Here is a 21,918-nt window from a genome sequence, read left to right on the forward strand (position 1 = left end):
GATAACACATTCTTAGACAGTGATAACCCGAACTGCCAACTCCGGTGCCGCTGTGATGCGCGGAGAGGAGCTTTTCCATGGAATCCATGGGGATTTCAGCGCAGGGTATCGCGATGAGTTTTGCTCGGCGCGAGCAGGAACAGACGGTTCTGGAGAACCTGGACCTCGACATCACCCCCGGAAGTTTTGTCACGCTGCTCGGCCCTTCCGGCTGCGGCAAGAGCACGCTGCTGAAGATCCTGGGCGGCATCCTCGCACCCACTCGGGGTACCGTGCGGATCGGCGGGCGGCCGGCCGCGGACGCGGTCAAGGACCGCGTCATCGGCCTCGTACCGCAGCGGCCCGCGCTGCTGCCGTGGAAGTCCGCGCTGCAGAACGCGAGCATGCTGCGGCAGATCGCCGCGGGCGAGCGCGCCGCGGACGCCGCCCCCGCGGCGCGCCGGGCGCTGGAACTGGTCGGCCTCGCCGCGGCGGAGGACAAGCTGCCGCACGAACTGTCCGGCGGCATGGCGCAGCGCGTGTCCATCGCCCGGGCGCTGGCCATGGACCCGGCCATCTTGCTGATGGACGAGCCCTTCGGCGCCCTGGACGCCATCACCAGGGACGAGATGAACCTGAAGCTCGCCGAGATCTGGGCGACGACCGGCAAGACCGTCGTCTTCGTCACCCACTCCATCGCCGAGGCGGTCTTCCTCTCCGACACCGTGCACGTGATGGGCCTGGACCGGGGCCGCTTCCTGGAGACGCTCGACGTCGCCCTGCCCCGGCCGCGCACCCGCGAGGTGCTGGACGACCCCGTCTTCACCGAATACACGGGCCGGCTGCGCGGCCACCTGGAACCGAAAGCGACGGTCTGACATGGCGCTCGCACAGGACGACGTGAAGAAGCCGGCCGGGCGCCGCCCCGGCGGCCGGCGCCGCCGCGGCGGCGCGGTGCGCGCCTGGCTCCGGCGCGTGTGGCCCAGCCTGGCCGTCTTCGTCGCGGGCTTCCTGCTCTGGGAGCTGGCCGTCGAGGTCTTCGGCATCTCCAGCTTCGAACTGGCCAAGCCGAGCGAGTTCCTCGCCGAGATGTGGCGCTCGCGCGACATGCTGGGGGACGCCGCCTGGGTCACCACCCAGGAGATCCTCTACGGCTTCCTGCTCAGCTTCGCCCTCGGCGTGCTGCTCGCCGTGCTCATCGTCCGCTTCGGCTGGCTGGAGCGCGCGCTCTACCCCCTGATCGTGCTCTTCCAGGTCGTCCCCAAGGTCGCCCTGGCGCCGATCTTCATCCTCTGGTTCGGCTACGGGCTGGCGCCCAAGCTGCTGCTCATCGTGGTGATCACGTTCTTCCCGATCACCCTCAACATGATCGTCGGCCTCAAGGCCATCGACCAGGACCTGCTGTTGCTCATGCGGTCCGTGGGCTCGTCGCCGAACCAGATCCTCACCCGTATCCGGATCCCCACCTCGCTGCCGTACCTGTTCGCCGGCATGCGCATCGCGATCACCCTGGCCGTCATCGGCGCGGTGGTGGCGGAGTTCTCCGGCGCCGAGAACGGCCTCGGCTATCTCATCCAGTTCTCCTCGACGCAACTGGACACCCCGCTCATGTTTGCGGCCCTGACCCTCGTGTCCCTGCTCGGCCTGATCCTCTATTACGCGATGTCGTTGCTGGAGTTCGTGCTCCGCAAGCGATTCCCGCACATCACGGCCGACACCCTCCGCTGAATCCGGCTTCGCATTCCCTCCTGCACTAGGAGCCCATCATGTTTCCCTCCGGAAAGACAATCAGGCAGAGTAGGAAAACCGTCGCCGGTATCGCGGGTGCGACGGCCGTGGCACTCCTGCTGGCCGGCTGCGGCGGCGACTCGGGAGACGACTCCGCCGACGGCGGACTCGACAAGGTCTCCGTCCAGCTCGACTACCAACTCCGCGGCAATCACGGCATGTTCTACGTCGCCGACAAGCTCGGCTACTTCAAGGACGAGGGCATCGACGTCGAGGACATCAAGACCGGAACCGGCTCACCCGACGCGCTGCGTCTCGTCGGCACCGGCCGCGCCGACTTCGGCTTCGGCGACCTGCCGTCGCTGGTCACCGCGCGCTCCCAGGACGTGCCCGTCACCACCCTGGCCGCCGTCAACCAGACCTCGCCGCTGGCGATGTGCTCGGTGAAGGACAAGAACCGGCTGACGTCGATCGACGACCTGAAGGGCAAGACAGTCGGCATCCACGCCGCCGGCTCGACGTTCATCTTCTACGAGGCGCTGCTCGCGGCCAACGGCCTGGACCGCGACGACCTCAAGGAGGTCAGCGTCACCCCGCCGTACGAGAACTACCTGATCCAGGGCAAGGTCGACACCGTTCCCTGCTACATCGACGCCGAGGTGCCGCTGCTGGAGGAGGCCGCCGGCGGCGAGGGCTCGCTCGACCTCCTGCTCGGCTCCGAGCACGGCTTCGAGGCATACGGCTCCGGGCTGTTCACCAGCGACAGCATGGTCGAGGACGACCCCGGTCTGGTGCAGCGCTTCACCAACGCCTACATCAAGGCATTCGACTACGTGACGAAGCACCCGGACAAGACCGCCGAGATCCTCGCCGAGTCCTCCCCGGAGAACCGCGACAAGGCCGACCTGTTCGAGCGGCAGCTCCAGGCGGACATCGACCACACCTTCACCGGTGACGTCACCGAAAAGCACGGCCTGGGGGCCATGGACGCCCGCACGTGGCAGGCGACCATCGACACCCTCGCCGAGGAGGACGTGCTCAAGGGCGGCGCCCCCGAGGTCGGGGACGTCTACCAGGAGAGGTTCGTCGAGAAGGCCGCCGCGAAGACCGGCGGCGGCAGCGACGCCGGCAACTGATGGCGCAGCCGGCCGCCTCCGGGCGGCCGGCACGACGAGTGAGAGCGGAGCTATGGAAACCACGGTTGACAGGCGAGGGCGCCACGCGGAGGTGTCCGGCGCCGGGTTCGCGGGCCTGACGGCCGCCACCGCGCTCGCGCAGCGCGGGTGGTCGGTGCGGGTGCACGAGAAGGGGGCGGAGCTGCGCGAGCAAGGAGCCGGCATCGTCCTGTGGCACAACAGCCTCAAGGTGCTGAAGGCCATCGGCGCGTACGAGGCGGTGATGGCCGACTCGATGACGCCGCCGTACTACGAGACCCGTTTCCAGCACGCCAGCGTGTCCCACGAGGACTTCGGCGGCCTGCCCTGGCGCACCATGACCCGGCCCCATCTGCACGCGCGCCTGCTGGAGGCCGCACTCGCGGCCGGAGTGGAGATCCGCACCGGATCCGAGGTGGCCGCCGCCGACCCGCGCGGCCGGATCACCCTTGCCTCCGGTGAGACGCTCTACGCCGACCTCGTCGTCGGCGCCGACGGGGTGAAGTCGAAGGTTCGCGACTCCCTAGGCTTCGAACAGGAGCGCTGGAAGTCCCGCGACGGGATCACCCGGTTCCTCGTGCCGCGCCGCAAGGCCGAACTCGGCCCCGGCGAATGGGACAACGTCATCGACTTCTGGAACCTCGAACCCCGTTATCTGCGGGTGCTCTACGTGCCCTGCAACGAGCGCGAGCTGTACCTCGCCCTCGGCGCGCCCCGCGCCGACGAGCAGGGCAGCCGCACCCCCATCGACCTGGACCTGTGGACGTCCGCGTACCCCGAGCTGACCCCCGTCCTCCAGGCCGCCGCCACGGCCGCGGACCCCCGCTACTACGGCTACGAGACCACCGCCGTCGCCGAGTGGCGCCGCGGCGCCGTCGCCCTGGTCGGCGACGCCGCCCACGCCATGCCCCCTGCGCTCGCGCAGGGCGCCGGCTGCGCGATGGCCAACGCGTACACCCTCGCGGTCGCCGCCACCGAGGCCCCGGACGGCGGCATCGAGGAGGCCCTGGCCGGCTGGGAGGAGCTGGAGCGGCCGTTCACCGACCGCTGCCAGCGCCGCTCCGCGGACTTCGCGGCCACCCGCGCGATGTCCGAGGGCAACCAGTTCACCCTGGAGAACCTCGAAACCGCCCTGTACGACCCGACCAACCCCAACCGGCACGCCCTGTCCGTCGTGCGGAGCTAGAGGAGAGGATCTGGATGACCCCCGAGGAGCAGGTGACGAACGACTACCGGGTACGGCGCTGGGTCGGCCTGGTCGAGGAGACGCTGCACGAGAACGGCCCCGTGGCCGCCCGCCCGCTGCGCAAGGCGGTCTGCGGCGTCGTCATCAAGAACCCCTTCGCCGGCACCTACGCCGAGGACCTGTCCGCGCTCACCGCGCCGAGCGCCGCGCTGGGGACGGCGCTCGGCCGGCGGGCCGCGGCGCTCCTCGGCGACGCGCCGGTGGAGAGCTACGGCAAAGGCGGACTGGCCGGGCTCGACGGCGAGCAGGAACACGTCGTCGCCTGCGTCACCACCGTCTTCGGCAACGCGCTGCGCGAGGCGGTCGGCGGTGGCGCGGCGTGGATCTCCTCCGCGACCAAGACCGCCGCGGCGGGCGCGGGCCTCGACATCCCGCTGGCGTACAAGGACGAGGTCTACGTCCGCTCCCACTACGACGCCGTCACCGTCTCCGTGCCCGATGTGCCGCGCCCCGACGAGCTGTTCGTCTGCGTGGCCGTCGCCAGCGGCGGCCGGATCCACGAGCGCGTCGGCGGCCTGACCGCTGCCGAGGCGCGCGAGCGGGCCGCATCCGGCTCCGCCCGGTGAGAAGGAGAGACCCGATGCAGACCAGTGATGCGCTCTACTTCCAGGACGACTCCGTCGCCAACGTGCTCGACAACCTCGCCAGGGCCCACCGGATCCTGGAGCTGGAGGGCCACGGCGACATGTCCATGGGCCACCTGTCCTACCGCGACCCGCACGGCCGCGGGCTGTGGCTCAAGCGCGGCAATCTCGGCATGGAGGAGGTACGGGCCGGCGACTACATCCTCATCGGCTTCGACGGCACCGTGCTGGAGGGCCAGGGGCTGCGCCACCTGGAATGGCCGCTGCACGCCGAGATCATGCTCGCCCGCCCCGACGTCAACGTCGTCGGCCACTCGCACCCGTTCCAGGCCACGGTCTTCGGCGCCGGCCGGGCGCGGATCGAGCCGGTGAACAACCACGGTGTGTGGTTCGCCGAGCACGGCGTCCCGCGCTTCGACGCCACCAGCCACATCATCACCACCCCGGAGCTGGGCCGCGATCTCGCCCGGGTCCTCGGCGACGCCGACGCCGTGCTCCAGGCCAACCACGGCGTGTCGTTCGTCGGCCGCAACGTCCGCGACGCGACGCTCGCCGGGATCTTCCTGGAGAAGGCGGCCGCCTTCCAGCTCGCGCTCCTCGCCTCCGGCCTGCCGTACGACCCGCCGGACGCGGCCGAGAGCGTGGAGAAGAACCGCCGCATCTACCCCGAACGCGCCCGCGACAACTACTGGATGTACTTCAACCGCAAGCTCGACCGGCTCGAAGCCGCCCGCTGAGCCCGCCCGCGCGGCCCGGCGGCGGAAGCGGCCAACCGCGGCAGTGCACGAAAGGAACCATCGTGAGCATTCCCACCACCAGCGCCGTCCTCGGCTCGGGGAGCATGGGGCCCGGCATCGCCGCGCTGCTCGCCCGCTACGGATCCGGCGTACGGCTGTACGACGTCAGCGACGAGGCCCTGGCGCGGGCGGAGGGGACCTGCGCCGGCGTCGTCGCGCACCTCGACCGCCTCGACGTGCCCGTCACCCCCGGCGGCTCCGTCACCTTCGAACGCGACCGGGACAAGGCACTGGCGGGCGCCGACTTCGTCATCGAGGCGGTGCCGGAGCACCTGGAGCTGAAGAAGACGGTGCTCGCCCAGGTCGAGGCCGCGGTGCGCGACGACGTGATCATCGCGACCAACACCTCCGGCATCCCGATCTCCGACATGGCGGCCGACATGGACCACCCCGAGCGCCTGATCGGCATGCACTGGTCCAACCCGCCGCACCTCATCCCGATGATCGAAATCGTCAGGGGCGCGCGCACCGGCGCCGCCGTCGAGGACCGGCTCGTCGGTATCGTCGAGGCGTTCGGCTACGAGGCCGTGGTCGAGAAGGAGGTGCCCGGCTTCGTCGAGAACCGCGTGCTGTACGCCGTGCTGCGCGAGTGCATGGCCCTCGTCGAGGAGGGCGTGGTCTCCCAGCGCGACCTGGACACCGTGGTGAAGTGGGGCGTCGGCTACAAGCTCGCCGTCATCGGGCCGATGCGGCTGGTCGACATGGCGGGTCTGGACATCTACCAGGCCGTCGGCTCCTACCTCAACCGCGACCTGTCCACCGAGACCGGTGTCTCCTCCCTGGTCACCGAGCTGACCGCCGAGGGGAAGCTCGGCATGAAGACCGGCACCGGTCTCTACGAGTACGGCGAGGGCGAAGTCGCCGCCAAGCGCGCCGACATCGTCGACGGCCTGGTGAGCGTCCGCAAGGCGCTCTCCGCGATCAAACCGGTCTGAGCGGACGGGAGTTGACCGTGAACCGCGCACCGCAGCCGCCTGACCCGGCGTCGCACCCCGCCACCGCAGCGCTCCCTGATGAACTGCCGGGGCTGGCGTACGTGCGCGCCGGGGAGGTCGAGTTGTGTGTACGCGACGCCGGCGCGGGCCCGGCGGTCGTGCTGCTGCACGGCACGACGGCCAGCCTCGGCGTCTGGGACGCCGTGGTCGAGCGGCTCGGCGAGACGGTACGGACCGTCGCCGTCGACCAGCGCGGCCACGGCCGCAGCGGCAAGCCCGCCGCCGGCTACGACGCCGCCGCGTACACCGCCGACGTGCTCGCGCTCATCCGCGAGCTGGAGACCGGTCCCGTGGTGGCCGTCGGGCACTCCCTCGGCGCCCGCAACGCCCTCGTGCTCGCCGCCGCGCACCCCGGCGCCGTTGCGGGCGTCGTCGCCGTCGACTACACCCCGTACGTCGAACCGGCCGTGCTCGACGCCCTGGAGACCCGGGTGCGCGGCGGCGACCGCGCCTTCGCCACCGCCGCGGACGTCGAGGCGTATCTGCGCGAGCGCTACCCCCTGCTGCCCGCCGGCGCCGTCCGCCGCCGGCGCCGTTACGGCTACGCCCCGGCCGGCGCCGGCCGGACGCTGCGCCCGCTCGCCGACCCCGCGGCCATGGTCCGCACCGTCGACGGGCTGCGCCGCGACTTCGCCGCCGAGACCCGTGACGTGCGCGTCCCCGTCACCCTGCTGCGCGGCGAGCACAGCGCGATCGTCTCCCCGCCCGCCTTCGCCGCCACTCGCGAACTGCGCCCCGACTTCCGCGCCGTGGAACTCTCCGGGCTCGACCACTACCTGCCCGAGGAGGACCCGCACACCGTCGCGGACGAGATCGTCCGCATGCTCGACCGGACGACGGGCTGACCCGCCCGCGTCCCGCCACCGAGAGGACCCCCACGCCATGCCCCTGAACATCAAGGACCTCGCCGTCAGCGCCGACGGCTTCGGCCCCGGCGAGCGGATCCCGGACCGGCACGCCGCCGGCCACGGCAACGCCGCCCCCGGGATCCGGATCACCGGAGTCCCCGCCGGCACCGCGGAACTCGCGCTGATCCTCCACGACCCCGATGCGCCGCTGCCACACGGCTTCACCCACTGGGTGGTCTACGGCATCGACCCGGCCGCTCCCGCCCTTCCCGCCCCGGGATCCGGCGGCGCTGTCCGCGAGGGCCCCAACTCCCTTGGCGACAAGGCGTATACGGGACCCCAGCCGCCGCCCGGCCACGGCACCCATCACTACTATTTCTGGGTGTACGCCCTCGACACCCCGGTCGCGGGCGAGCCGTCACGCGAGGAGTTCCTCCACGCGTACGGCGATCGCGTCATCGAGCAGAACCGGCTCGTCGGCACCTACTCCGCCTGACGCACCCGGGGCCACACCACGAGCACAGAAGGGCGAGCGCAACGTGTCTGAAGGGCGGGAGCGGACCCCCGGCGTGGACAGCGCCAGGAGGGTGCTGAAGATCCTTCTTCTCTTCACCGAGAAGGGACCGGAGCTGAGCGTGGAGGAGATCGCGCACTCCGTCGGGATCTCGGTGCCCTCCGCCTACCGGTTCGTCTCGCTGCTGCGCGAGATGGACATGGTGGAGGACAACGGCGGCGGCACGTACGTGCTCTCGCCGCGGATCTTCCTGCTGGCCAGCAGCGCGGAGCAGGCGTTCCCGGTCTCCCGGGTGCTCCGGCCGCTCGTCGAGCGGCTGTCGAAGGACACCGGCGAGGCGGCGCTGGTGATCCGGCGGGTGGGCGACTTCGCGACCTGCGTGGAGATGAGCCACCCCGAACACACGATCCGGCTGTCGTTCGAGCCCGGGCAGATCATGAGCCTGCACCGCGGCGCCGGGCCCAAGGTGCTGCTCGCCGCGATGGGCGAGGCGTGGGCCCAGCGCTACTTCGACCGGCTGCGCCCCGCGCCGTCGGCCGCCGAGCGCGACGCGGTGCTGGCGGAGGTGCAGGCGGTGGCCGCGCAGGGGTGGTCCATGAGCGAGGCGGAGGTCGACGAGGGCGTCTGGGCGGTGGCCGCGCCGATCGGGGTGGGCGGGAAGGTCGTCGCCGCGGTCACGGTCGCCGGGCCGCACTTCCGCATCGACGACGAGCGCGCCGGGCACATCACGGAGCGCGTCGTGGCCGCCGCGGCCGAGCTGTCCGACTCGCTCAGCACCTGGCGGCGTTAGCGCCGCCTCCCGGGGATGCCACCGTGGGCCTTGCGTGGCGCGGTGGCGTCCCCCGGGCCGGCGCGGGCCGTCAGCCGCCGGACACGGTCCCCATGAGGGCCGAGAACGACGCGGGGTCGGCGTCGAAGCCCTGCACCACGGGGTGGAACTGCCAACTGCCGTCTTCCTCCCGGACGAACTCCGCGACGGTGGCGGCGGTGGCGCCGGGGACCGCGGCGAAGTCGTCGGTGGCCAGCTCGTCGTGGCCGTCGCGGACGAGTACGTGGGTGCCCGTCACCTCGCCGAAGGTCAGCCGCCCGGGGCCCTGCTGGATCGCGACGCCGACGACGACCCGCGCGTACGCGGCAGAGATGCGCGCGAACTCCAGCGTCAGCACCTCGTCGGCGCCGAAGCCCTGGCCGGTCTCGCTGTGCCGCTGGAGGGTGATCGTGCCGCCGGGGTCGCGGCTGTCGAAGTGGACCAGGAAGGCCGGCTCGCCGTGCGGGTCGTCGGCGGGGTAGGCCGCCGCGATCAGATCCAGGTCGTGCGAGGGTTCGCCGAGAGGACTGGGGTCCCACTTCAGCTCGATCTCGACCTTGTCGACACCCTTGTTGAGACCGGTCACCGGGCTCCCCTCTCCCGCGTTCCTCTGCGCTCCCGCACAACTGCCCGGCGGTGTCCGCCGGTTGCCTCTATCGTGTCACGTTCCGCCGGTCGCGGGAGCGGCGTGCGGGGAGCGCGGAGCGGCACGCGGGGGGCGGAGCGGCCGCCCCCGGAAGGACCGCCTTGCGCGGCGGTTACACCAGAGGACCGGTCCACTGGCGCCGCGGTGCCCGATTGACGGTGCGTGTGGGGCGCGTCACGCTCGGGCCGTCCGCCACCTGTGTCCCCCGGCGGGCTCTCGGTACCCGTACGCCACCCCCACATGGCATTCGGACTGTCATGTACGGGCCAATCTGAAGGGAGCTCGAACACATGGCTTGCAGTACCAACTACCTCTGGCGCGGCGAGGCCACCTGGTTCTGCTGCGGCGCCGCCTGGGGCCCCTGCGGCTCCGCCGGCGGCGGCGCCTGCGGCAACTGCCGCTCCGCCTCGAACCACGGCGCCTGGCCGAACGCCTCCGCGGCATGCTGGGACATCACCCGGCCCGACCTGTGCGGCGAGGGCGGCATCCCGCGTCGCGGCTGCGGCTCCGTCATGCGCGTGGTCCAGGAGTGCTCCAAGGCGGCCGTCTGCATCACCATCACCGACTGCGGCCCGCGCACCAAGAGCTTCTGCGGCGAGGCGGCCTGCTGCAACGGCGTCTGCCGCACGAACCGCATCCTCGACCTGACGCCCGCGGCGTACTCCCAGATCGCCAGCCTCAGCTCCGGCAAGACCGGTGTCTGGATCTACGAGTGAAGGAGGCCCGGCCATGAACCACGCGACGAACTCGACGCTCGACCGGCGGCGCTTCCTGTCCGCCAGCGCACTGGGCGGGGCCACCGTCGTCGGCGCCACGGCGCTCGGTGCGGTGGACCCCGACGCCGCGTTCGCGGCGCCCACTCCGCCGCTGGACCCGGCGGTCGCCGACACCTCGTTCGCCGAGGGTCTCATCACCGGCATCGACGGCGGCACCCTGCTGCACGTCAAGGGATCGTACGGCGAACGGCACCGCATCCAGCTCACCAACGCCACCAGCATCTGGAAGCTCCACCCCACCACCGCCGAGGACGTGGAGACCGGTGACGGCCTCTACGCCCGCGGCCTGGAGATGCCCGACGGCACCCTCGCCGCCGACGCGGTCTGGGTGAACATCGTCAACCTCGACGTCACCGTCCGCGGCATCGGCAAGGACCGGCTGGCGCTCGGCTACCACGGCGGCGAGCTGATCGGCCGCATCGTCCCGGGCCGCTCCACCGCCTCGTACGGGGGCGCCGCACTCACCGACGACCTGTCGGGCGTGCGGATGGGGCAGCACGCGCTGGTGCTCGGCGCCTGGCGCCCCAAGGACGGGGCGATCGACATCGCCAGGATCACGGTCGGGCACTGACCGTCGCGGCCACATCGAGGACGGAGGCAGCATGATCGCACTGCTGGTCGGCGGCGTGCTCGGCTGGAGCGGGAGCACCAAGCTGTTCGGACGCAACACCCCGGTTCAGGCGTCGGGCACCGTGCTGGAGCGCAAGCTCGGCGGGCTGCCGCGCGCCACGGTCGCGCTGCGCGCGGTCGGGGCGGCGGAACTGCTCGTCGCGCTCGCGCTGGCGGCCCTGCCGGTGCCGCTGGTCACCGGGGCGCTCGCGGCGCTCGCGGGCGCGGGCTTCGCGGCGTACCTCGGCTACGCCAGGGCCACCGCGCCCGACTCGTCCTGCGGCTGCACCGCGCGGGACAAGGCGCCCATCGGCGTACGGGCCTTCGCCAGGGCCGGGTTCGTCCTGGCCGGCGGGGCGGTCGTGCTCGCCGACGGCCTGGCCGCCGGCGGTCTCCCGGCGGCGGCCGGCGGGCCCTGGTGGGAGACGCTACGGGACCGGCCGGGCGCCGCCCTCGGCCTGCTGGCCGTGGGCACGGCGGTGGCCTGGCTGCTCTTCGGCGACCCCGACCGGGCCGTCCGGCTGCCGCTGCGCAGGCTGCGGCTGCGGCTCTTCGGCCACCCGCTGCACGGCGGACCGGGCGCGGGCGGCGACCCCGAGGCGGTGCCCGTCGAGGGCTCCGTCGAACTGCTGGAGCGCTCGCTCGCGTGGCAGACGGTGATCCACGTCGTCCGCTCCGGGCTGCGCGAGCACTGGGACGACGAGGGCTGGCGCTTCCTGCGGTACACCGGCCTGTACGACACGGGCCGGGACGGTGCCGAGGACGGCGGCCGGCCGGTGTCCGTGGTCTTCGCGATGGACGCGAAGGCGGGCCTGGACAGCCCGCGTCCGCCGGTCATCCGGGTCGGTGTCGTCGACGAGGAGACCGGCGAGCGCGTGGACGTCACCGGCGGCCGGGAGCGCCCCGGCGCGCTGCTGGGCGAAGGCGTCTGAGCGCGGTGCCCGGAGCCCGTACGGGGCGGGCTCCGGGCACCGCCCCGTACCGCGCGCTCCTCGGGCTAGGCGTCCGCTCCGGCGCCGGCCGGCATGCCGTAGGCGTCCGCGATCAGCTCGTACGAGCGCAGCCGTGCCCGCGGCCCGTGCACGTTCGTGGTGAGCATCAGCTCGTCCGCCCCGGTGCGTTTGCGCAGGTCGTCCAGGCCGGTGCACACCTCGTCCGGGGTGCCGTGCACCACGTTGGAGATCCAGGTGTCGGCGAACTCCCGCTCCAGCGGGCTGAAGTCGTACACATCCGCCTCCTCCGGCGAGGGCACGAGACCGGGCCGGCCGGTGCGCAGCCGCAGCATGCTCAGCGCCCCCGTCGTCACCTGCCGCCGTGCCTCCCGCTCGTCCTCCGCGGCCAGCACCGAGACGCCGATCAGGGCGTACGGGGCGGAGAGCACGGCCGACGGCTGGAACGCCTCGCGGTACAGCTCCAGCGCGGGGCCGGTGTGCTGCCCGGCGAAATGGTGGGCGAAGGCGAACGGCAGCCCCAGCTCCGCGGCGAGCCGGGCGCTGAACATCGAGGAGCCCAGCAGCCACACCGGCGGCCGGTGCGCCGACTGCACCCCGCCGGGCGCCGTGCCCTGCACCGGGCCCGGCACCGCGTGAATCCTGCGGTACGGATGGCCGTCGGGGAAGTCGTCGTCGAGGAAGCGGATCAGCTCCGCAAGCTGCTGCGGGAACTCCTCGGCGCCCTCGTGCAGCCGCTCCGTGCGGCGCAGCGCCGCCGCCGTCGCACCGTCGGTGCCGGGCGCGCGGCCCAGGCCCAGGTCGACGCGGCCGGGAGCCAGCGCCTCCAGCGTGCCGAACTGCTCGGCGACGACGAGCGGTGCGTGGTTGGGCAGCATCACGCCGCCGGAGCCGAGCCGGATGGTCGTCGTGTGCGCGGCCAGGTGCGCCAGGATGACGGCGGGCGAGGAGGAGGCGACGGCGGGCATCGAGTGGTGCTCGGCGACCCAGTAGCGGTGGAAGCCGCGCGCCTCGGCGAGCCGGGCCAGCTCCACGCCGGTGCGCAGCGCGTCGCTCGCGGTGTACCCGGCGCCCACGGTGGCCAGGTCCAGCACGGACAGCGGCACGGGTGCGGAGCCGCTCACCCGGCCCCGTGTCTCGTCCTGCGGGTCGGGTGCCGTCACGTCCGCTGCCGCCACGTGGTCCTCCTGGTCGTCGGGTGTCCTGCGGTCCTTCCCCATACCGACATCAGGAAGACGGCTCCGTATTCCCGTGGCTCCGGAGCAGGTGGTCTGGACCACTGCACCTCCGAGGTGCCACAGAGTCGACATGCCGCGTTCACAAACCGTCGTGACAAGGCATTTCCCCCTTCCGCGAGCAGCCTTCCGGGGTGCCTCGCGCCCGTTTCCGGTCACGGCTCCCGGCGCGGGCCGAATTCCCGCCCCGGACCCGCGCTAGGGTGTTCGACCTGCGGCGGAGCAGGGAGTCGGGGTGCGCATACAGCAGTTGGAATACGTGGCCGCGGTCACCCGTTTCGGCTCTCTGCGGCGCGCCGCGGAATCGCTTCATCTCTCCCAGCCGGCGCTCAGCGAGACCGTGCGGAACCTGGAGCGCGAGCTCGGCGTCGACCTGCTGGACCGGCACCGCTCCGGCGCGCGGATCAGCGACGCGGGCCGCGAGCTGCTGCCGCATATCGCCGCCGTGCTCGACGCCGTCGACCGGCTCCGCCGGGCCGCCGACGAGCAGCACCGGGTCAGCAGGTCGATACGGCTCGGGATCGGCGGCGCGGTCGCCGCGCCGCTGCTGGCGCCGGCCGTACGGGAGTTCCGTGCCGCACACCCGCAGACCGGGGTGGAGATCGTCTCCGGGCCGCAGGAGGCCGTGCACCGCGGGCTGGTCGAAGGCGGTCTCGACCTGGGGCTCGTCGTCCGGCTCGCGGACGACGACCCGCACCCCGATCTGCACGACACCGGGCTGCTGAGCGGCCGTCCCGTGGTGTGCCTGAACCCCGGCAGCCCGCTGGCGGAGCTGGACGAGATCGGCGCCGTCGAACTCCTCGCCGAGCCGCTGATCGGAGTGCGCTCCGGCTGCCTGGCGCACCGGCTGCTGCACCGCCTCGGCGCCGGGCGCCCGCCGCTGCCCGCGTACGCGGCCGACGGCCCCGAATCGGCGAAGCACCTGGTCGCCGAGGGGCTGGGGGTGACGGTGCTCCCGGACTTCGGCGTCGTCGGCGACCCCCTGGAGCGGCACGGCGCAGTCACCTGGCGGCCCCTCGCCGGCGCCGCGGTCCCGGCGGTGCACCTGGTGCTCTGGCGCAGCCGCACCCGGGTCATCCCACCCGCCGCCCGCGAGCTGCACGACGCCCTCGCCCACGGCGCCGCGACGGCCGGGGCCGTCCCGACCTGAGACCCCGCCGGCCCCGTTCGTCCCCCGCATGCCGCCGTCACCAGTGTCTTCGGCCAATAATTGGCGTGAACCTGCCACTTGTGGCGGCGTCCGGCATGCGAGACGCTGCCTGGGCACCGCCCTGCAATCGGGCGGGTCACCCGCACTGCACTGCACCTCATCGCCCGAGATCCGGTCAACGAAAGGCTCTGGTGCACCAGATGAGACTCACCCCCACACCCCTGCGCCGCGCGGCCACGGTGCTCACCGCACTCGGTCTCGCCGCCGGTTTCCAACTAGCCGCCGGCACCGGCGCGAACAGCGCACCCGCCGACGCCGACCTCCGGCTCGCCCCGGCCGCCACGGCGATCGACGGCCAGTGGATCGTCGTGCTGAAGAACGGCGAGGTCGCCGAGGACGAGACCCGCTCCGTGGCCCGCGACCTCGCCGGCACCGCGGAGGTCAGGCCCGAGCACGTCTACCGCACAGCGCTGCGCGGCTTCTCCGCCGAGATGAGCACGTCCGAGGCGGCCGAGCTGGCCCGCGACCCGCGGGTCGCGTACGTCGAGCAGGACGCGGTCGTACGGGTCGCGGACACCCAGGACAACGCCACCTGGGGCCTGGACCGCATCGACCAGCGCGACCTGCCGCTGAGCACCACGTACACGTACAACACCACCGCGGCCGACGTCACCGCCTACATCATCGACACCGGCATCCGCACCACGCACGACGAGTTCGGCGGGCGTGCCTCGGTCGGCACCGACTCCGTCGGCGACGGCCAGAACGGCCAGGACTGCAACGGCCACGGCACCCACGTCGCGGGCACCGTCGGCGGCAGCACGTACGGCGTGGCCAAGGAGGCCGAGCTCGTCGCCGTACGCGTGCTGAGCTGCAGCGGCTCCGGCAGCACCGCGGGCGTCGTGGCCGGCATCGACTGGGTGACCGCCAACGCCGACGGCCCGTCCGTCGCCAACATGAGCCTGGGCGGCGGCGCCAGCACCGCGCTCGACGACGCGGTCGAGCGTTCCGTCGCCTCCGGCGTGACGTACGCGATCGCCGCAGGCAACGGCAACATCTTCGGCCAGCCGCAGGACGCCTGCAACTACTCGCCCGCCCGCGTGCCCGAGGCCATCACCGTGGGCGCCACGGACAACGCCGACCGGCGCGCCTCCTGGTCCAACTACGGCACCTGCCTCGACCTGTTCGCGCCGGGCGTGAGCATCACGTCGAGCTGGAACGACTCCGACACCGGCACCAACACCATCTCCGGCACCTCGATGGCCACCCCGCACACCGCGGGCGTCGCCGCGCTGTACCTGCAGGCCAACCCCTCCGCCACACCCGCGCAGGTCGGCCAGGCCCTCGTGGACGGCGCCACGCCCGACAAGGTGCAGGACCCGCTCACCGGTTCGCCGAACAGGCTGCTGTACTCGCTGTTCTGACGGCGAGACGGCGATCCCGACCTGAGGAACGGCGCCACCGCCCGCCCCGCCCGGAACCGCCCGGGCGGGGCGGGCCCCGCGTGTCAGCCCGGTCAGCCCGCGGCCGCGGCCGAGAAGACGAACGTGAACGTCGCCGGGCGTGCCGCCAGTGCGTACTGCGGCAGCACGCCGGGTCCGCAGGACGCCGAGCCGATGCCGTGGCGGGCGTGGTCCAGCGTCACGTGTACCCGGTCGCCCGGTACCAGGTCGGGGCGGTGCGTCGCGGCGTCCAGTTCGGCGGTGGTCCAGCGCCGGGCCGTGAGCGCGAACTCCGGCTCCCCCTCGACCCGCAGCCCGGTCCCGCCTCCGGACAGCTCCGCCCAGCGCACCCGGGCGCGCGCTCCGTTCTCCTGCGGGCGCACGTACGGCGTCTGCAACTCGTCGACATCCGCCGACCAGCGGCCCAGCAGCGCCGCCGTGCCCGTGTCCGGGTACGCCTCGCCCGGGCCGCCGCCGTACCAGCGCACCGCGCCGTAGGCCGCGGGCAGCGCGAAGCCGATCCCGAGCCGCGGCAGCGGCACCTGCCAGTCGCCTTCCGGTGTCACCGACACGGTCAGCGCCACCCGGTCCGCGTCCGCGCTCCAGCGGAACTCCGCGGCCAGCCCGAGGCTGGTGGCCGCGGGCGCCACCCGGGTGCGTACGGTCAGCGCGCCGTCCGACGGTTCCACCGCGTCCGTCCGGTGCCGCATCCGGTGCAGCCCCGTCCCGCGCCAGCGCCGCGCCAGCTCCGTCTCCGGCAGCCAGTGGGCGCCGAGGTCGTTGTCCGTCGGCGCCCGCCACACCTCCAGCCGCAGCCCCTCCACGGGCACCCCGGCCAGTGTCCGGGGCTCGCCCGTCCGCGCGTCGAACGCCGCGGGGCCGAGCCGGACCAGCCCGCCGTCGCGCACGGGCGCGGCCCCCGCGGGCCGCGCGAGCGGCGGGCGCGGCGCGGCCTGCCACTGCCCGCGTGCCACGACGTGCCCCGCCGGGGCCCAGGCGGTTTCCGCGGCGAGCCGGGCGGTGACGGTCCACTGCGCCTCGCCGGCGCCGGGCACGCCGCGCGCGGGCAGGTCGACCGTCGCGCTCCGGCCCGGCGCGAGCGGCGGCACCGCGGCCGAACCGCCCTCGATCTCCGCGCCGTCCACCGCGTACGTCCAGGAGAACGCGAGGTGGTCCAGGCCGGCGAAGTCGTGCAGGTTGGTGACGACGGCCTGGCCCGGCACGTCCCCGCCCTCGATGCGTACGGGCTGGATCACGTGGGCGAACTCCACGAGCCCGGGTGAGGGGGTGCGGTCGGGGAACAGCAGCCCGTCGCAGACGAAGTTGCCGTCGTGCAGCTCCTCGCCGAAGTCGCCCCCGTAGGCGAAGCCCAGCTCGGGGTGGGCGATGCCGTGGTCGATCCACTCCCAGACGAAGCCGCCCTGGCAGCGTTCGTACGTCTCGAACAGCCGCTGGTAGTCGGCCAGTCCGCCGGGGCCGTTGCCCATGGCGTGCGCGTACTCGCAGAGCACGAACGGCTGTGCCCGGCGGCGGGCGTCCAGCGCCGGGTCGCCGAGCGGCTCCTCGGTCCGCTCGCCGATGCGGCGTACCTCGTCGTGGTCGGCGTACATCCGCGAGTAGACATCGGCGTCCCGGCTGGCCGGGTCGCCCTCGTAGTGCACAAGCCGGCCGGGATCGCGGCCGCGGATCCAGTCGGCCATCGCGGTCAGGCCGGCGCCGGAGCCGCACTCGTTGCCGAGGGACCACAGGATGACCGACGGGTGGTTCTTGTCCCGCTCGACCATGCGCGCCGCGCGGTCCAGCAGCGCCGGAGTCCAGCGCTCGTCGGCCACCGGGTTGCCGCGCCAGCCGAGGGCGGCGAAGCCGTGCGTCTCCAGGTCGCACTCGTCGATCACCCACAGCCCCAGCTCGTCGCAGAGGTCGAGGAACGCGGGGTGCGGCGGGTAGTGGCTGGTGCGTACCGCGTTGACGTTGTGCCGCTTCATCAGCAGCACGTCCGCGCGCATCGTCGCCTCGTCCACGGCGCGCCCGTGCTCGGGGTGGAACTCGTGCCGGTTCACGCCGCGCAGCACGATGCGGCGGCCGTTGACCTTGAGCACGCCGTCCTCGACGGCCACGGTGCGAAAGCCCACCCGCAGCGGGATCCGCTCGCCGGCGGTGGCCAGCTCGGCCGCGTACAGCCGCGGGACTTCCGCGGTCCACGGCTCGACGGGCACCGTGACGGACTCGCCGGTGGCGGCCTCGACGCCCAGCTCCGGCACCGTGACCCGGCCGCCGGGCGCGCAGTCCACGCGCAGCGTGCCGGCGCCGGTCAGATGGTCGTATGCAGCGTGGACGAAGAAGTCGGCTACGGCGCCTGCGGGCCGGTGCAGCAGCGTGACGTCGCGGAAGATGCCGGGCATCCACCACTGGTCCTGGTCCTCCAGGTAGGAGCCCGAGGACCACTGGTGGACGCGGACGGCCAGCACGTTGCCCGCGGGGCGCAGCAGCGCCCCGACGGCGAACTCGTGCGGCAGCCGCGAGCCCTTGAACTCGCCCAGCTCCGTGCCGTTCAGCCAGACCCGCGCGTGCGAGTCCACCCCGTCGAAGCGCAGCACCGCCTCCGTTGCGGGCAGCGGGGCGGCGGGCCAGCCGTCGGGCAGGTCGAAGGTGCGCAGGTGGTCGCCGGTGGGGTTCTCGGCCGGCACCCGCGGCGGGTCGACCGGGAAGGGGTAGGGGGTGTTGGTGTACGCGGGCGCGCCGTACCGGCCGCCGCCCTGGAGGACCCAGTGGCCGGGGACGGTGATCTCGTCCCAGCCGGAGGTGTCGTGGCCGGGCTCGGCGAAGGACGTGTCGTGGGTGGTGGCGGTGGGGGAGAGCCGGAAGCGCCAGGGCCCGTCGAGCGGCAGCCTGGCGGCGTCGGAGCGGGCGTACCAGGCGCGCGGCGGCAGGGTGCCGGTGCCGGGTGCGACGTCTTCGTGGGCGGGGAGGGCCGGATCGCGCATGCGATCCATCTGATCCCGCCGGGGGGCGCGGCACAACAGACGCCGCGCCCCGATTCATTGGACTTTTCGGACACCGGTTGGACTTCTGTGGTGCCACGGCCGCCCGCGGCGGCAGCGCGCGGCCGGGGTGGCGACCTGCACGGTGTGGTCCCTCCCGTCCTCCCCCTGACCGTGCCGTCCGGGAGGATGACGGGGAAGGCGGCGTTGATCACCCGACGTCCGGCGCCACACGGCCCGCCCGCGGAGCGACGGCCGGGGCCCGCCCGGCGTTCGCCGCGTCCTGCCCCCCGTCCCGCCGCCCCGGTCCGCGCGCGTCTGGCCCGCCCGGTGCGCGGGACCGCTGCCCTCCGCGGTCCCAGGGGCACCCCGCGTCACGGAGTGTCCGGGCCCATCACGTAACCTCTGTGGCCCCGAGCCCGCGGCGCTCCGCCGCGGCGCAGAACCTGCCCGGCGGACCTGACCCCCCGCCGGAGCGCACGGGAGGTGGGCCCATGACCGTCGCGGACGCCGACGAGGCCGCGCCCGTGTCCGGTGCGGGCCCGGTCCTTTCCCTCGGTGCCGTCGAGAAGCGCTTCCCCGACGGCACCCGCGCGCTGGAGCCCGTCGACCTGGACGTCGCCGCCGGCGAGTTCGTCTCCGTCGTCGGCCCCTCCGGCTGCGGGAAGACCACCCTGCTGCGCATCGCCGCCGGGCTCGTCGAGCCCACCGCAGGTGCCGTGGCCGCGCGCGCCGACCGCCTCGGCTACGTCTTCCAGGACCCGACGCTGCTGCCCTGGCGCTCGGTGCGTACGAACGTCGAGCTCTTCGGCGAGCTGCGCGGTGTCCCGCGCGCCGAGCGGCGCAAGCGCGCCGACGCCGCGCTGGAGCTGGTGGGCCTCACCGACTTCGCCGGCCACCGGCCGCGTGCCCTCTCGGGCGGCATGCGCATGCGCGTCTCCCTGGCCCGCTCCCTCACACTCCGCCCGGAGCTGTTCCTGCTGGACGAGCCGTTCGGCACCCTGGACGAGATCACCCGCGAGCGGCTGGACGACGACCTGCTCCGGCTCTTCGCCGCCGAGCGGTTCGCGGCCGTCTTCGTCACGCACTCCGTGCTGGAGGCGGTCTACCTGTCGACCCGGGTCGTGGTGATGTCCCCCCGGCCCGGCCGCATCTGCGGCGAGTTCACCGTCCCGTTCGGCTACCCGCGAAGCGAGAGCCTGCGCTACGACCCCGAGCTGAACCGCATCGCGGCCGACGTGTCCGCCTGCATGCGCACGGCGGCCCTGTGACACCGACCGAGAACCCACCGGCCCCCCCACCACCTCCGGAGGTACCCCCGATGCCCGTGAAGACTCCTCTGCGCTCCTTAGCCGTGCCGCTCGCCGCCGGTGTCCTGCTCACCTCCGCCGCCTGCGGGGACGACGGGGACGGCGGGGGCGGCGGCGGGAAGCCGGCGCCTCCGGCGCAGAGCGGCGCGGCCGACCTGGCCGGCGTGTGCCCCGAGACGGTGACCGTGCAGACGTCGTGGCTGCCGAACGCCACGGCCTTCGGCCCGCTGTACGCGCTCCTCGGTGACGACCTCCGGGTGGACGCGAACGCCAAACGCGTCACCGCCCCGCTGGTCGCGGACGGCAAGGACACCGGCATCTCGCTCGAACTGCGCGCCGGCGGCCCGGCGATCGGCTTCGCCGCCACCTCCGCGCAGATGTACACGGACGAGGACATCGACCTCGGGGTGGTCGGCGGCTTCGACGAGATCGTCCAGCTCTCCGCGACGCAGCCCACCACCGCGGTGCTGGCGCTGCTGGAGAAGGACCCGACGATGATCTACTGGGACCCGGAGACCTACCCGGAGTTCGAAACCATCGAGGACGTCGGCGCGTCGGACACCACGGTCCTGTACTCCGGCGGCGATACGTACATGGAGTATCTGACCGGCACGGGAATCCTCAAGAAGGACCAGGTGGACGGCTCCTTCGACGGCTCGCCCGCGCGCTTCGTGGCTTCCGGGGGCAAGCTCGCCTCCTCCGGGTACGCGGCCGAGGACCCGTACATGTTCGAAAACGAGATCGACGACTGGATGAAGCCCGTCAAGGGCCAGCTCGTCTACGAGGCCGGCTACCCGATCTACGGGCCCTCCCTCGTCGTCCGCCCCGAGGCGAAGGCCGAACTGGCGCCCTGCCTGGAGAAGCTGGTGCCGGTCATCCAGCAGTCGCAGGTCCGCTACATGCGTGACCCGGAGGCGACGATCGCCACCATCGTCGACATCGCCGAGCAGTACCGGGGCGGCGACGTGCTCACCGAGGGCATCGCGAAGTACGGCATCGGCGAGATGAAGAAGCTCGGCATCTCCTCGAACGACGCGGAGGGCAAGGACACCACCGTCGGGAACTTCGAGACCCCGAGGGTCCAGAAGATCATCGACATCGTCGAGCCCCTCTTCGCCGGCCAGAAGAAGCCCCTCAAGGCCGGCCTGAAGCCGGCGGACGTCGTGACCAACGAGTTCCTCGACCCCGGGATCGGACACGGCGGATGACCGGCGGCCCGACCGCCGGGTCCGCGCACCGCGGGCCGCGGCGGCCAGGTGGAGTAAGCTGCTCTGCCGGCCCGTACCGCGGTATGCGCCGGCACAGCCGCGGTGGAACGCGGCCGATGCGGAGAGGTTCATGAGCGACAGCGGCATAGCCGACGGGCCCCACGGCACCTCGCCCCTGCCCGACGCCACGGCGGCCCACGCCTCCCGCACGTACGACTACCACCTCGGCGGCAGCGACAACCTCGGCCCGGACCGCGAGCTGGTGGACGAGGTGGAGTCCACCTTCATGCCGGACGTGAAGATGCGCGTACGCGCCCAGCGGCTGTTCCTGGAACGGGCCGTGCGCTACCTGGTCGAGGAGGCGGGCATCCGCCAGATCCTCGACATCGGCTGCGGTCTGCCGCAGCGGCGCATGCCCAACGTCCACGAGATCGCGCACGACATCGACCCGGACACCCGGGTCGTCTACGTCGACTACAACCCGGTCGCCGTGGCGCACATGCAGGCCCTGCACACCGACGGGGCCCAGACCGTGGCCTTCGCCGGTGACGTACGGCAGCCGGAGCTGATCCTGACCCACCCGGACGCGCGCGCCGTGCTGGACTTCGACCGGCCGGTGGGCGTGCTCATGGTCGGGCTGCTGCACTTCCTGCCCGACGAGGACGACCCGGCGGACCTGGTGGCGCGGGTCCGGCGCGGGGTGGCCCCGGGCAGTTACCTCGCCGCGTCCCAGATCTCCGCCGAGCTGGACTCCCGGGTGGACCGGCTCACGAAGGTCTGGGCGCGCGGGGCGACGCCGATGGTCGAGCGCAACCGCGCCGAGCTGGAGCGGATCATCGACGGGTGGGAGCCCGTCGACCCCGGCGTGGTGGTCGCGCACCGCTGGCGCCCGCAGCCCCCGGACCGTACCGAGGGGAACGCCTACACGCTGGTGGCCGTCAAGCCATGAACCTGCGCC

Annotated in this window: 21 protein-coding genes; 18 read left to right on the forward strand and 3 right to left on the reverse strand. The window is 73.1% G+C overall.

Annotation, left to right across the window (positions count from 1 at the left end):
* Positions 1-113: 113 nt before the first annotated feature.
* From I003_RS0131080 to I003_RS0131125, 10 genes are all read left to right on the forward strand, one after another.
* Entirely contained in the window at positions 114-857 is a 744-nt protein-coding gene (locus I003_RS0131080; RefSeq protein ID WP_027774986.1) for an ABC transporter ATP-binding protein, read from the forward strand.
* Between the two features lies 1 nt (position 858).
* Entirely contained in the window at positions 859-1,707 is an 849-nt protein-coding gene (locus I003_RS0131085) for an ABC transporter permease (protein ID WP_027774987.1), read from the forward strand.
* Positions 1,708-1,814: 107 nt separating this feature from the next.
* Positions 1,815-2,843, forward strand: a complete 1,029-nt coding sequence (locus I003_RS0131090; RefSeq protein ID WP_486584491.1) for an ABC transporter substrate-binding protein — start codon at positions 1,815-1,817, stop codon at positions 2,841-2,843.
* Between the two features lie 52 nt (positions 2,844-2,895).
* On the forward strand, positions 2,896-4,047 hold the full coding sequence (locus tag I003_RS0131095) for an FAD-dependent oxidoreductase (protein WP_486584492.1): 1,152 nt from the start codon (positions 2,896-2,898) through the stop codon (positions 4,045-4,047).
* Positions 4,048-4,061: 14 nt separating this feature from the next.
* Positions 4,062-4,673: an amino acid synthesis family protein gene (locus I003_RS0131100; protein ID WP_027774990.1), complete on the forward strand. Its 612-nt coding sequence runs from the start codon at positions 4,062-4,064 to the stop codon at positions 4,671-4,673.
* A gap of 14 nt (positions 4,674-4,687) precedes the next feature.
* The gene (locus I003_RS0131105; protein WP_027774991.1) at positions 4,688-5,428 is read left to right on the forward strand and encodes a class II aldolase/adducin family protein; all 741 of its coding nucleotides are present in this window, start codon (positions 4,688-4,690) and stop codon (positions 5,426-5,428) included.
* Positions 5,429-5,490: 62 nt separating this feature from the next.
* Positions 5,491-6,423 (forward strand): 3-hydroxyacyl-CoA dehydrogenase NAD-binding domain-containing protein, encoded by a 933-nt coding sequence (locus I003_RS0131110; protein ID WP_027774992.1) that lies wholly within the window; start codon positions 5,491-5,493, stop codon positions 6,421-6,423.
* Between the two features lie 17 nt (positions 6,424-6,440).
* Positions 6,441-7,328: an alpha/beta fold hydrolase gene (locus tag I003_RS0131115; RefSeq protein ID WP_027774993.1), complete on the forward strand. Its 888-nt coding sequence runs from the start codon at positions 6,441-6,443 to the stop codon at positions 7,326-7,328.
* Positions 7,329-7,365: 37 nt separating this feature from the next.
* Positions 7,366-7,827, forward strand: a complete 462-nt coding sequence (locus tag I003_RS0131120) for a YbhB/YbcL family Raf kinase inhibitor-like protein (protein WP_027774994.1) — start codon at positions 7,366-7,368, stop codon at positions 7,825-7,827.
* A gap of 73 nt (positions 7,828-7,900) precedes the next feature.
* Positions 7,901-8,635, forward strand: coding sequence for an IclR family transcriptional regulator (locus I003_RS0131125; RefSeq protein WP_486584493.1), 735 nt, complete (start codon positions 7,901-7,903; stop codon positions 8,633-8,635).
* Between the two features lie 70 nt (positions 8,636-8,705).
* On the opposite strand, the gene I003_RS0131130 is transcribed toward I003_RS0131125, so the two are convergent.
* Complete coding sequence (locus I003_RS0131130; protein ID WP_027774996.1) at positions 8,706-9,239, reverse strand: TerD family protein; 534 nt, start codon at positions 9,237-9,239, stop codon at positions 8,706-8,708.
* Positions 9,240-9,589: 350 nt separating this feature from the next.
* On the opposite strand from I003_RS0131130, the gene I003_RS0131135 reads away from it, so the two are divergent.
* From I003_RS0131135 to I003_RS0131145, 3 genes are read left to right on the forward strand one after another with little or no spacing between them, the layout of a single operon-like run.
* Positions 9,590-10,015, forward strand: coding sequence for a hypothetical protein (locus tag I003_RS0131135; RefSeq protein WP_027774997.1), 426 nt, complete (start codon positions 9,590-9,592; stop codon positions 10,013-10,015).
* 13 nt (positions 10,016-10,028) lie between these two features.
* Positions 10,029-10,646: a hypothetical protein gene (locus tag I003_RS0131140; protein ID WP_027774998.1), complete on the forward strand. Its 618-nt coding sequence runs from the start codon at positions 10,029-10,031 to the stop codon at positions 10,644-10,646.
* A 31-nt stretch (positions 10,647-10,677) separates the two neighbouring features.
* The gene (locus I003_RS0131145) at positions 10,678-11,616 is read left to right on the forward strand and encodes a MauE/DoxX family redox-associated membrane protein (protein ID WP_027774999.1); all 939 of its coding nucleotides are present in this window, start codon (positions 10,678-10,680) and stop codon (positions 11,614-11,616) included.
* A 65-nt stretch (positions 11,617-11,681) separates the two neighbouring features.
* Here I003_RS0131145 and I003_RS0131150 read toward each other — a convergent pair whose 3' ends face one another.
* A complete protein-coding gene (locus I003_RS0131150; RefSeq protein ID WP_051368672.1) occupies positions 11,682-12,854 on the reverse strand; it encodes an LLM class flavin-dependent oxidoreductase in 1,173 nt (390 codons plus the stop codon).
* Between the two features lie 250 nt (positions 12,855-13,104).
* Between I003_RS0131150 and I003_RS0131155 the strand changes: the two genes are divergently transcribed.
* Together I003_RS0131155 and I003_RS0131160 are read left to right on the forward strand one after the other, a co-directional pair.
* Positions 13,105-14,019, forward strand: a complete 915-nt coding sequence (locus I003_RS0131155; protein ID WP_027775001.1) for a LysR family transcriptional regulator — start codon at positions 13,105-13,107, stop codon at positions 14,017-14,019.
* Positions 14,020-14,210: 191 nt separating this feature from the next.
* Entirely contained in the window at positions 14,211-15,443 is a 1,233-nt protein-coding gene (locus I003_RS0131160) for a S8 family peptidase (RefSeq protein WP_027775002.1), read from the forward strand.
* A 92-nt stretch (positions 15,444-15,535) separates the two neighbouring features.
* Here the strand turns inward: I003_RS0131160 and I003_RS0131165 are convergent, their stop codons facing one another.
* Positions 15,536-18,454: a glycoside hydrolase family 2 TIM barrel-domain containing protein gene (locus I003_RS0131165; protein WP_027775003.1), complete on the reverse strand. Its 2,919-nt coding sequence runs from the start codon at positions 18,452-18,454 to the stop codon at positions 15,536-15,538.
* 482 nt (positions 18,455-18,936) lie between these two features.
* Between I003_RS0131165 and I003_RS0131170 the strand changes: the two genes are divergently transcribed.
* The 3 genes from I003_RS0131170 (at position 18,937) to I003_RS0131180 (ending at position 21,909) form a co-directional block, all read left to right on the forward strand.
* Positions 18,937-19,713, forward strand: a complete 777-nt coding sequence (locus I003_RS0131170; protein WP_027775004.1) for an ABC transporter ATP-binding protein — start codon at positions 18,937-18,939, stop codon at positions 19,711-19,713.
* 50 nt (positions 19,714-19,763) lie between these two features.
* The gene (locus I003_RS0131175) at positions 19,764-20,960 is read left to right on the forward strand and encodes a hypothetical protein (RefSeq protein ID WP_027775005.1); all 1,197 of its coding nucleotides are present in this window, start codon (positions 19,764-19,766) and stop codon (positions 20,958-20,960) included.
* Between the two features lie 130 nt (positions 20,961-21,090).
* Positions 21,091-21,909, forward strand: a complete 819-nt coding sequence (locus I003_RS0131180) for an SAM-dependent methyltransferase (RefSeq protein ID WP_027775006.1) — start codon at positions 21,091-21,093, stop codon at positions 21,907-21,909.
* Positions 21,910-21,918: the final 9 nt, after the last annotated feature.

This window comes from Streptomyces sp. CNQ329 (genome assembly GCF_000482585.1).

What these genes read in the sequence shown, in the direction of transcription:
- I003_RS0131080 (WP_027774986.1), top strand. Translation starts at nt 114, where the DNA reads ATGAGTTTTGCTCGGCGCGAGCAGGAACAGACGGTTCTGGAGAACCTG.
- I003_RS0131085 (WP_027774987.1), top strand. Translation starts at nt 859, where the DNA reads ATGGCGCTCGCACAGGACGACGTGAAGAAGCCGGCCGGGCGCCGCCCC.
- I003_RS0131095 (WP_486584492.1), top strand. Translation starts at nt 2,896, where the DNA reads ATGGAAACCACGGTTGACAGGCGAGGGCGCCACGCGGAGGTGTCCGGC.
- I003_RS0131100 (WP_027774990.1), top strand. Translation starts at nt 4,062, where the DNA reads ATGACCCCCGAGGAGCAGGTGACGAACGACTACCGGGTACGGCGCTGG.
- I003_RS0131105 (WP_027774991.1), top strand. Translation starts at nt 4,688, where the DNA reads ATGCAGACCAGTGATGCGCTCTACTTCCAGGACGACTCCGTCGCCAAC.
- I003_RS0131120 (WP_027774994.1), top strand. Translation starts at nt 7,366, where the DNA reads ATGCCCCTGAACATCAAGGACCTCGCCGTCAGCGCCGACGGCTTCGGC.
- I003_RS0131135 (WP_027774997.1), top strand. Translation starts at nt 9,590, where the DNA reads ATGGCTTGCAGTACCAACTACCTCTGGCGCGGCGAGGCCACCTGGTTC.
- I003_RS0131140 (WP_027774998.1), top strand. Translation starts at nt 10,029, where the DNA reads ATGAACCACGCGACGAACTCGACGCTCGACCGGCGGCGCTTCCTGTCC.
- I003_RS0131145 (WP_027774999.1), top strand. Translation starts at nt 10,678, where the DNA reads ATGATCGCACTGCTGGTCGGCGGCGTGCTCGGCTGGAGCGGGAGCACC.
- I003_RS0131150 (WP_051368672.1), bottom strand. Translation starts at nt 12,854, where the DNA reads ATGGGGAAGGACCGCAGGACACCCGACGACCAGGAGGACCACGTGGCG.
- I003_RS0131165 (WP_027775003.1), bottom strand. Translation starts at nt 18,454, where the DNA reads ATGGATCGCATGCGCGATCCGGCCCTCCCCGCCCACGAAGACGTCGCA.
- I003_RS0131170 (WP_027775004.1), top strand. Translation starts at nt 18,937, where the DNA reads ATGACCGTCGCGGACGCCGACGAGGCCGCGCCCGTGTCCGGTGCGGGC.
- I003_RS0131175 (WP_027775005.1), top strand. Translation starts at nt 19,764, where the DNA reads ATGCCCGTGAAGACTCCTCTGCGCTCCTTAGCCGTGCCGCTCGCCGCC.
- I003_RS0131180 (WP_027775006.1), top strand. Translation starts at nt 21,091, where the DNA reads ATGAGCGACAGCGGCATAGCCGACGGGCCCCACGGCACCTCGCCCCTG.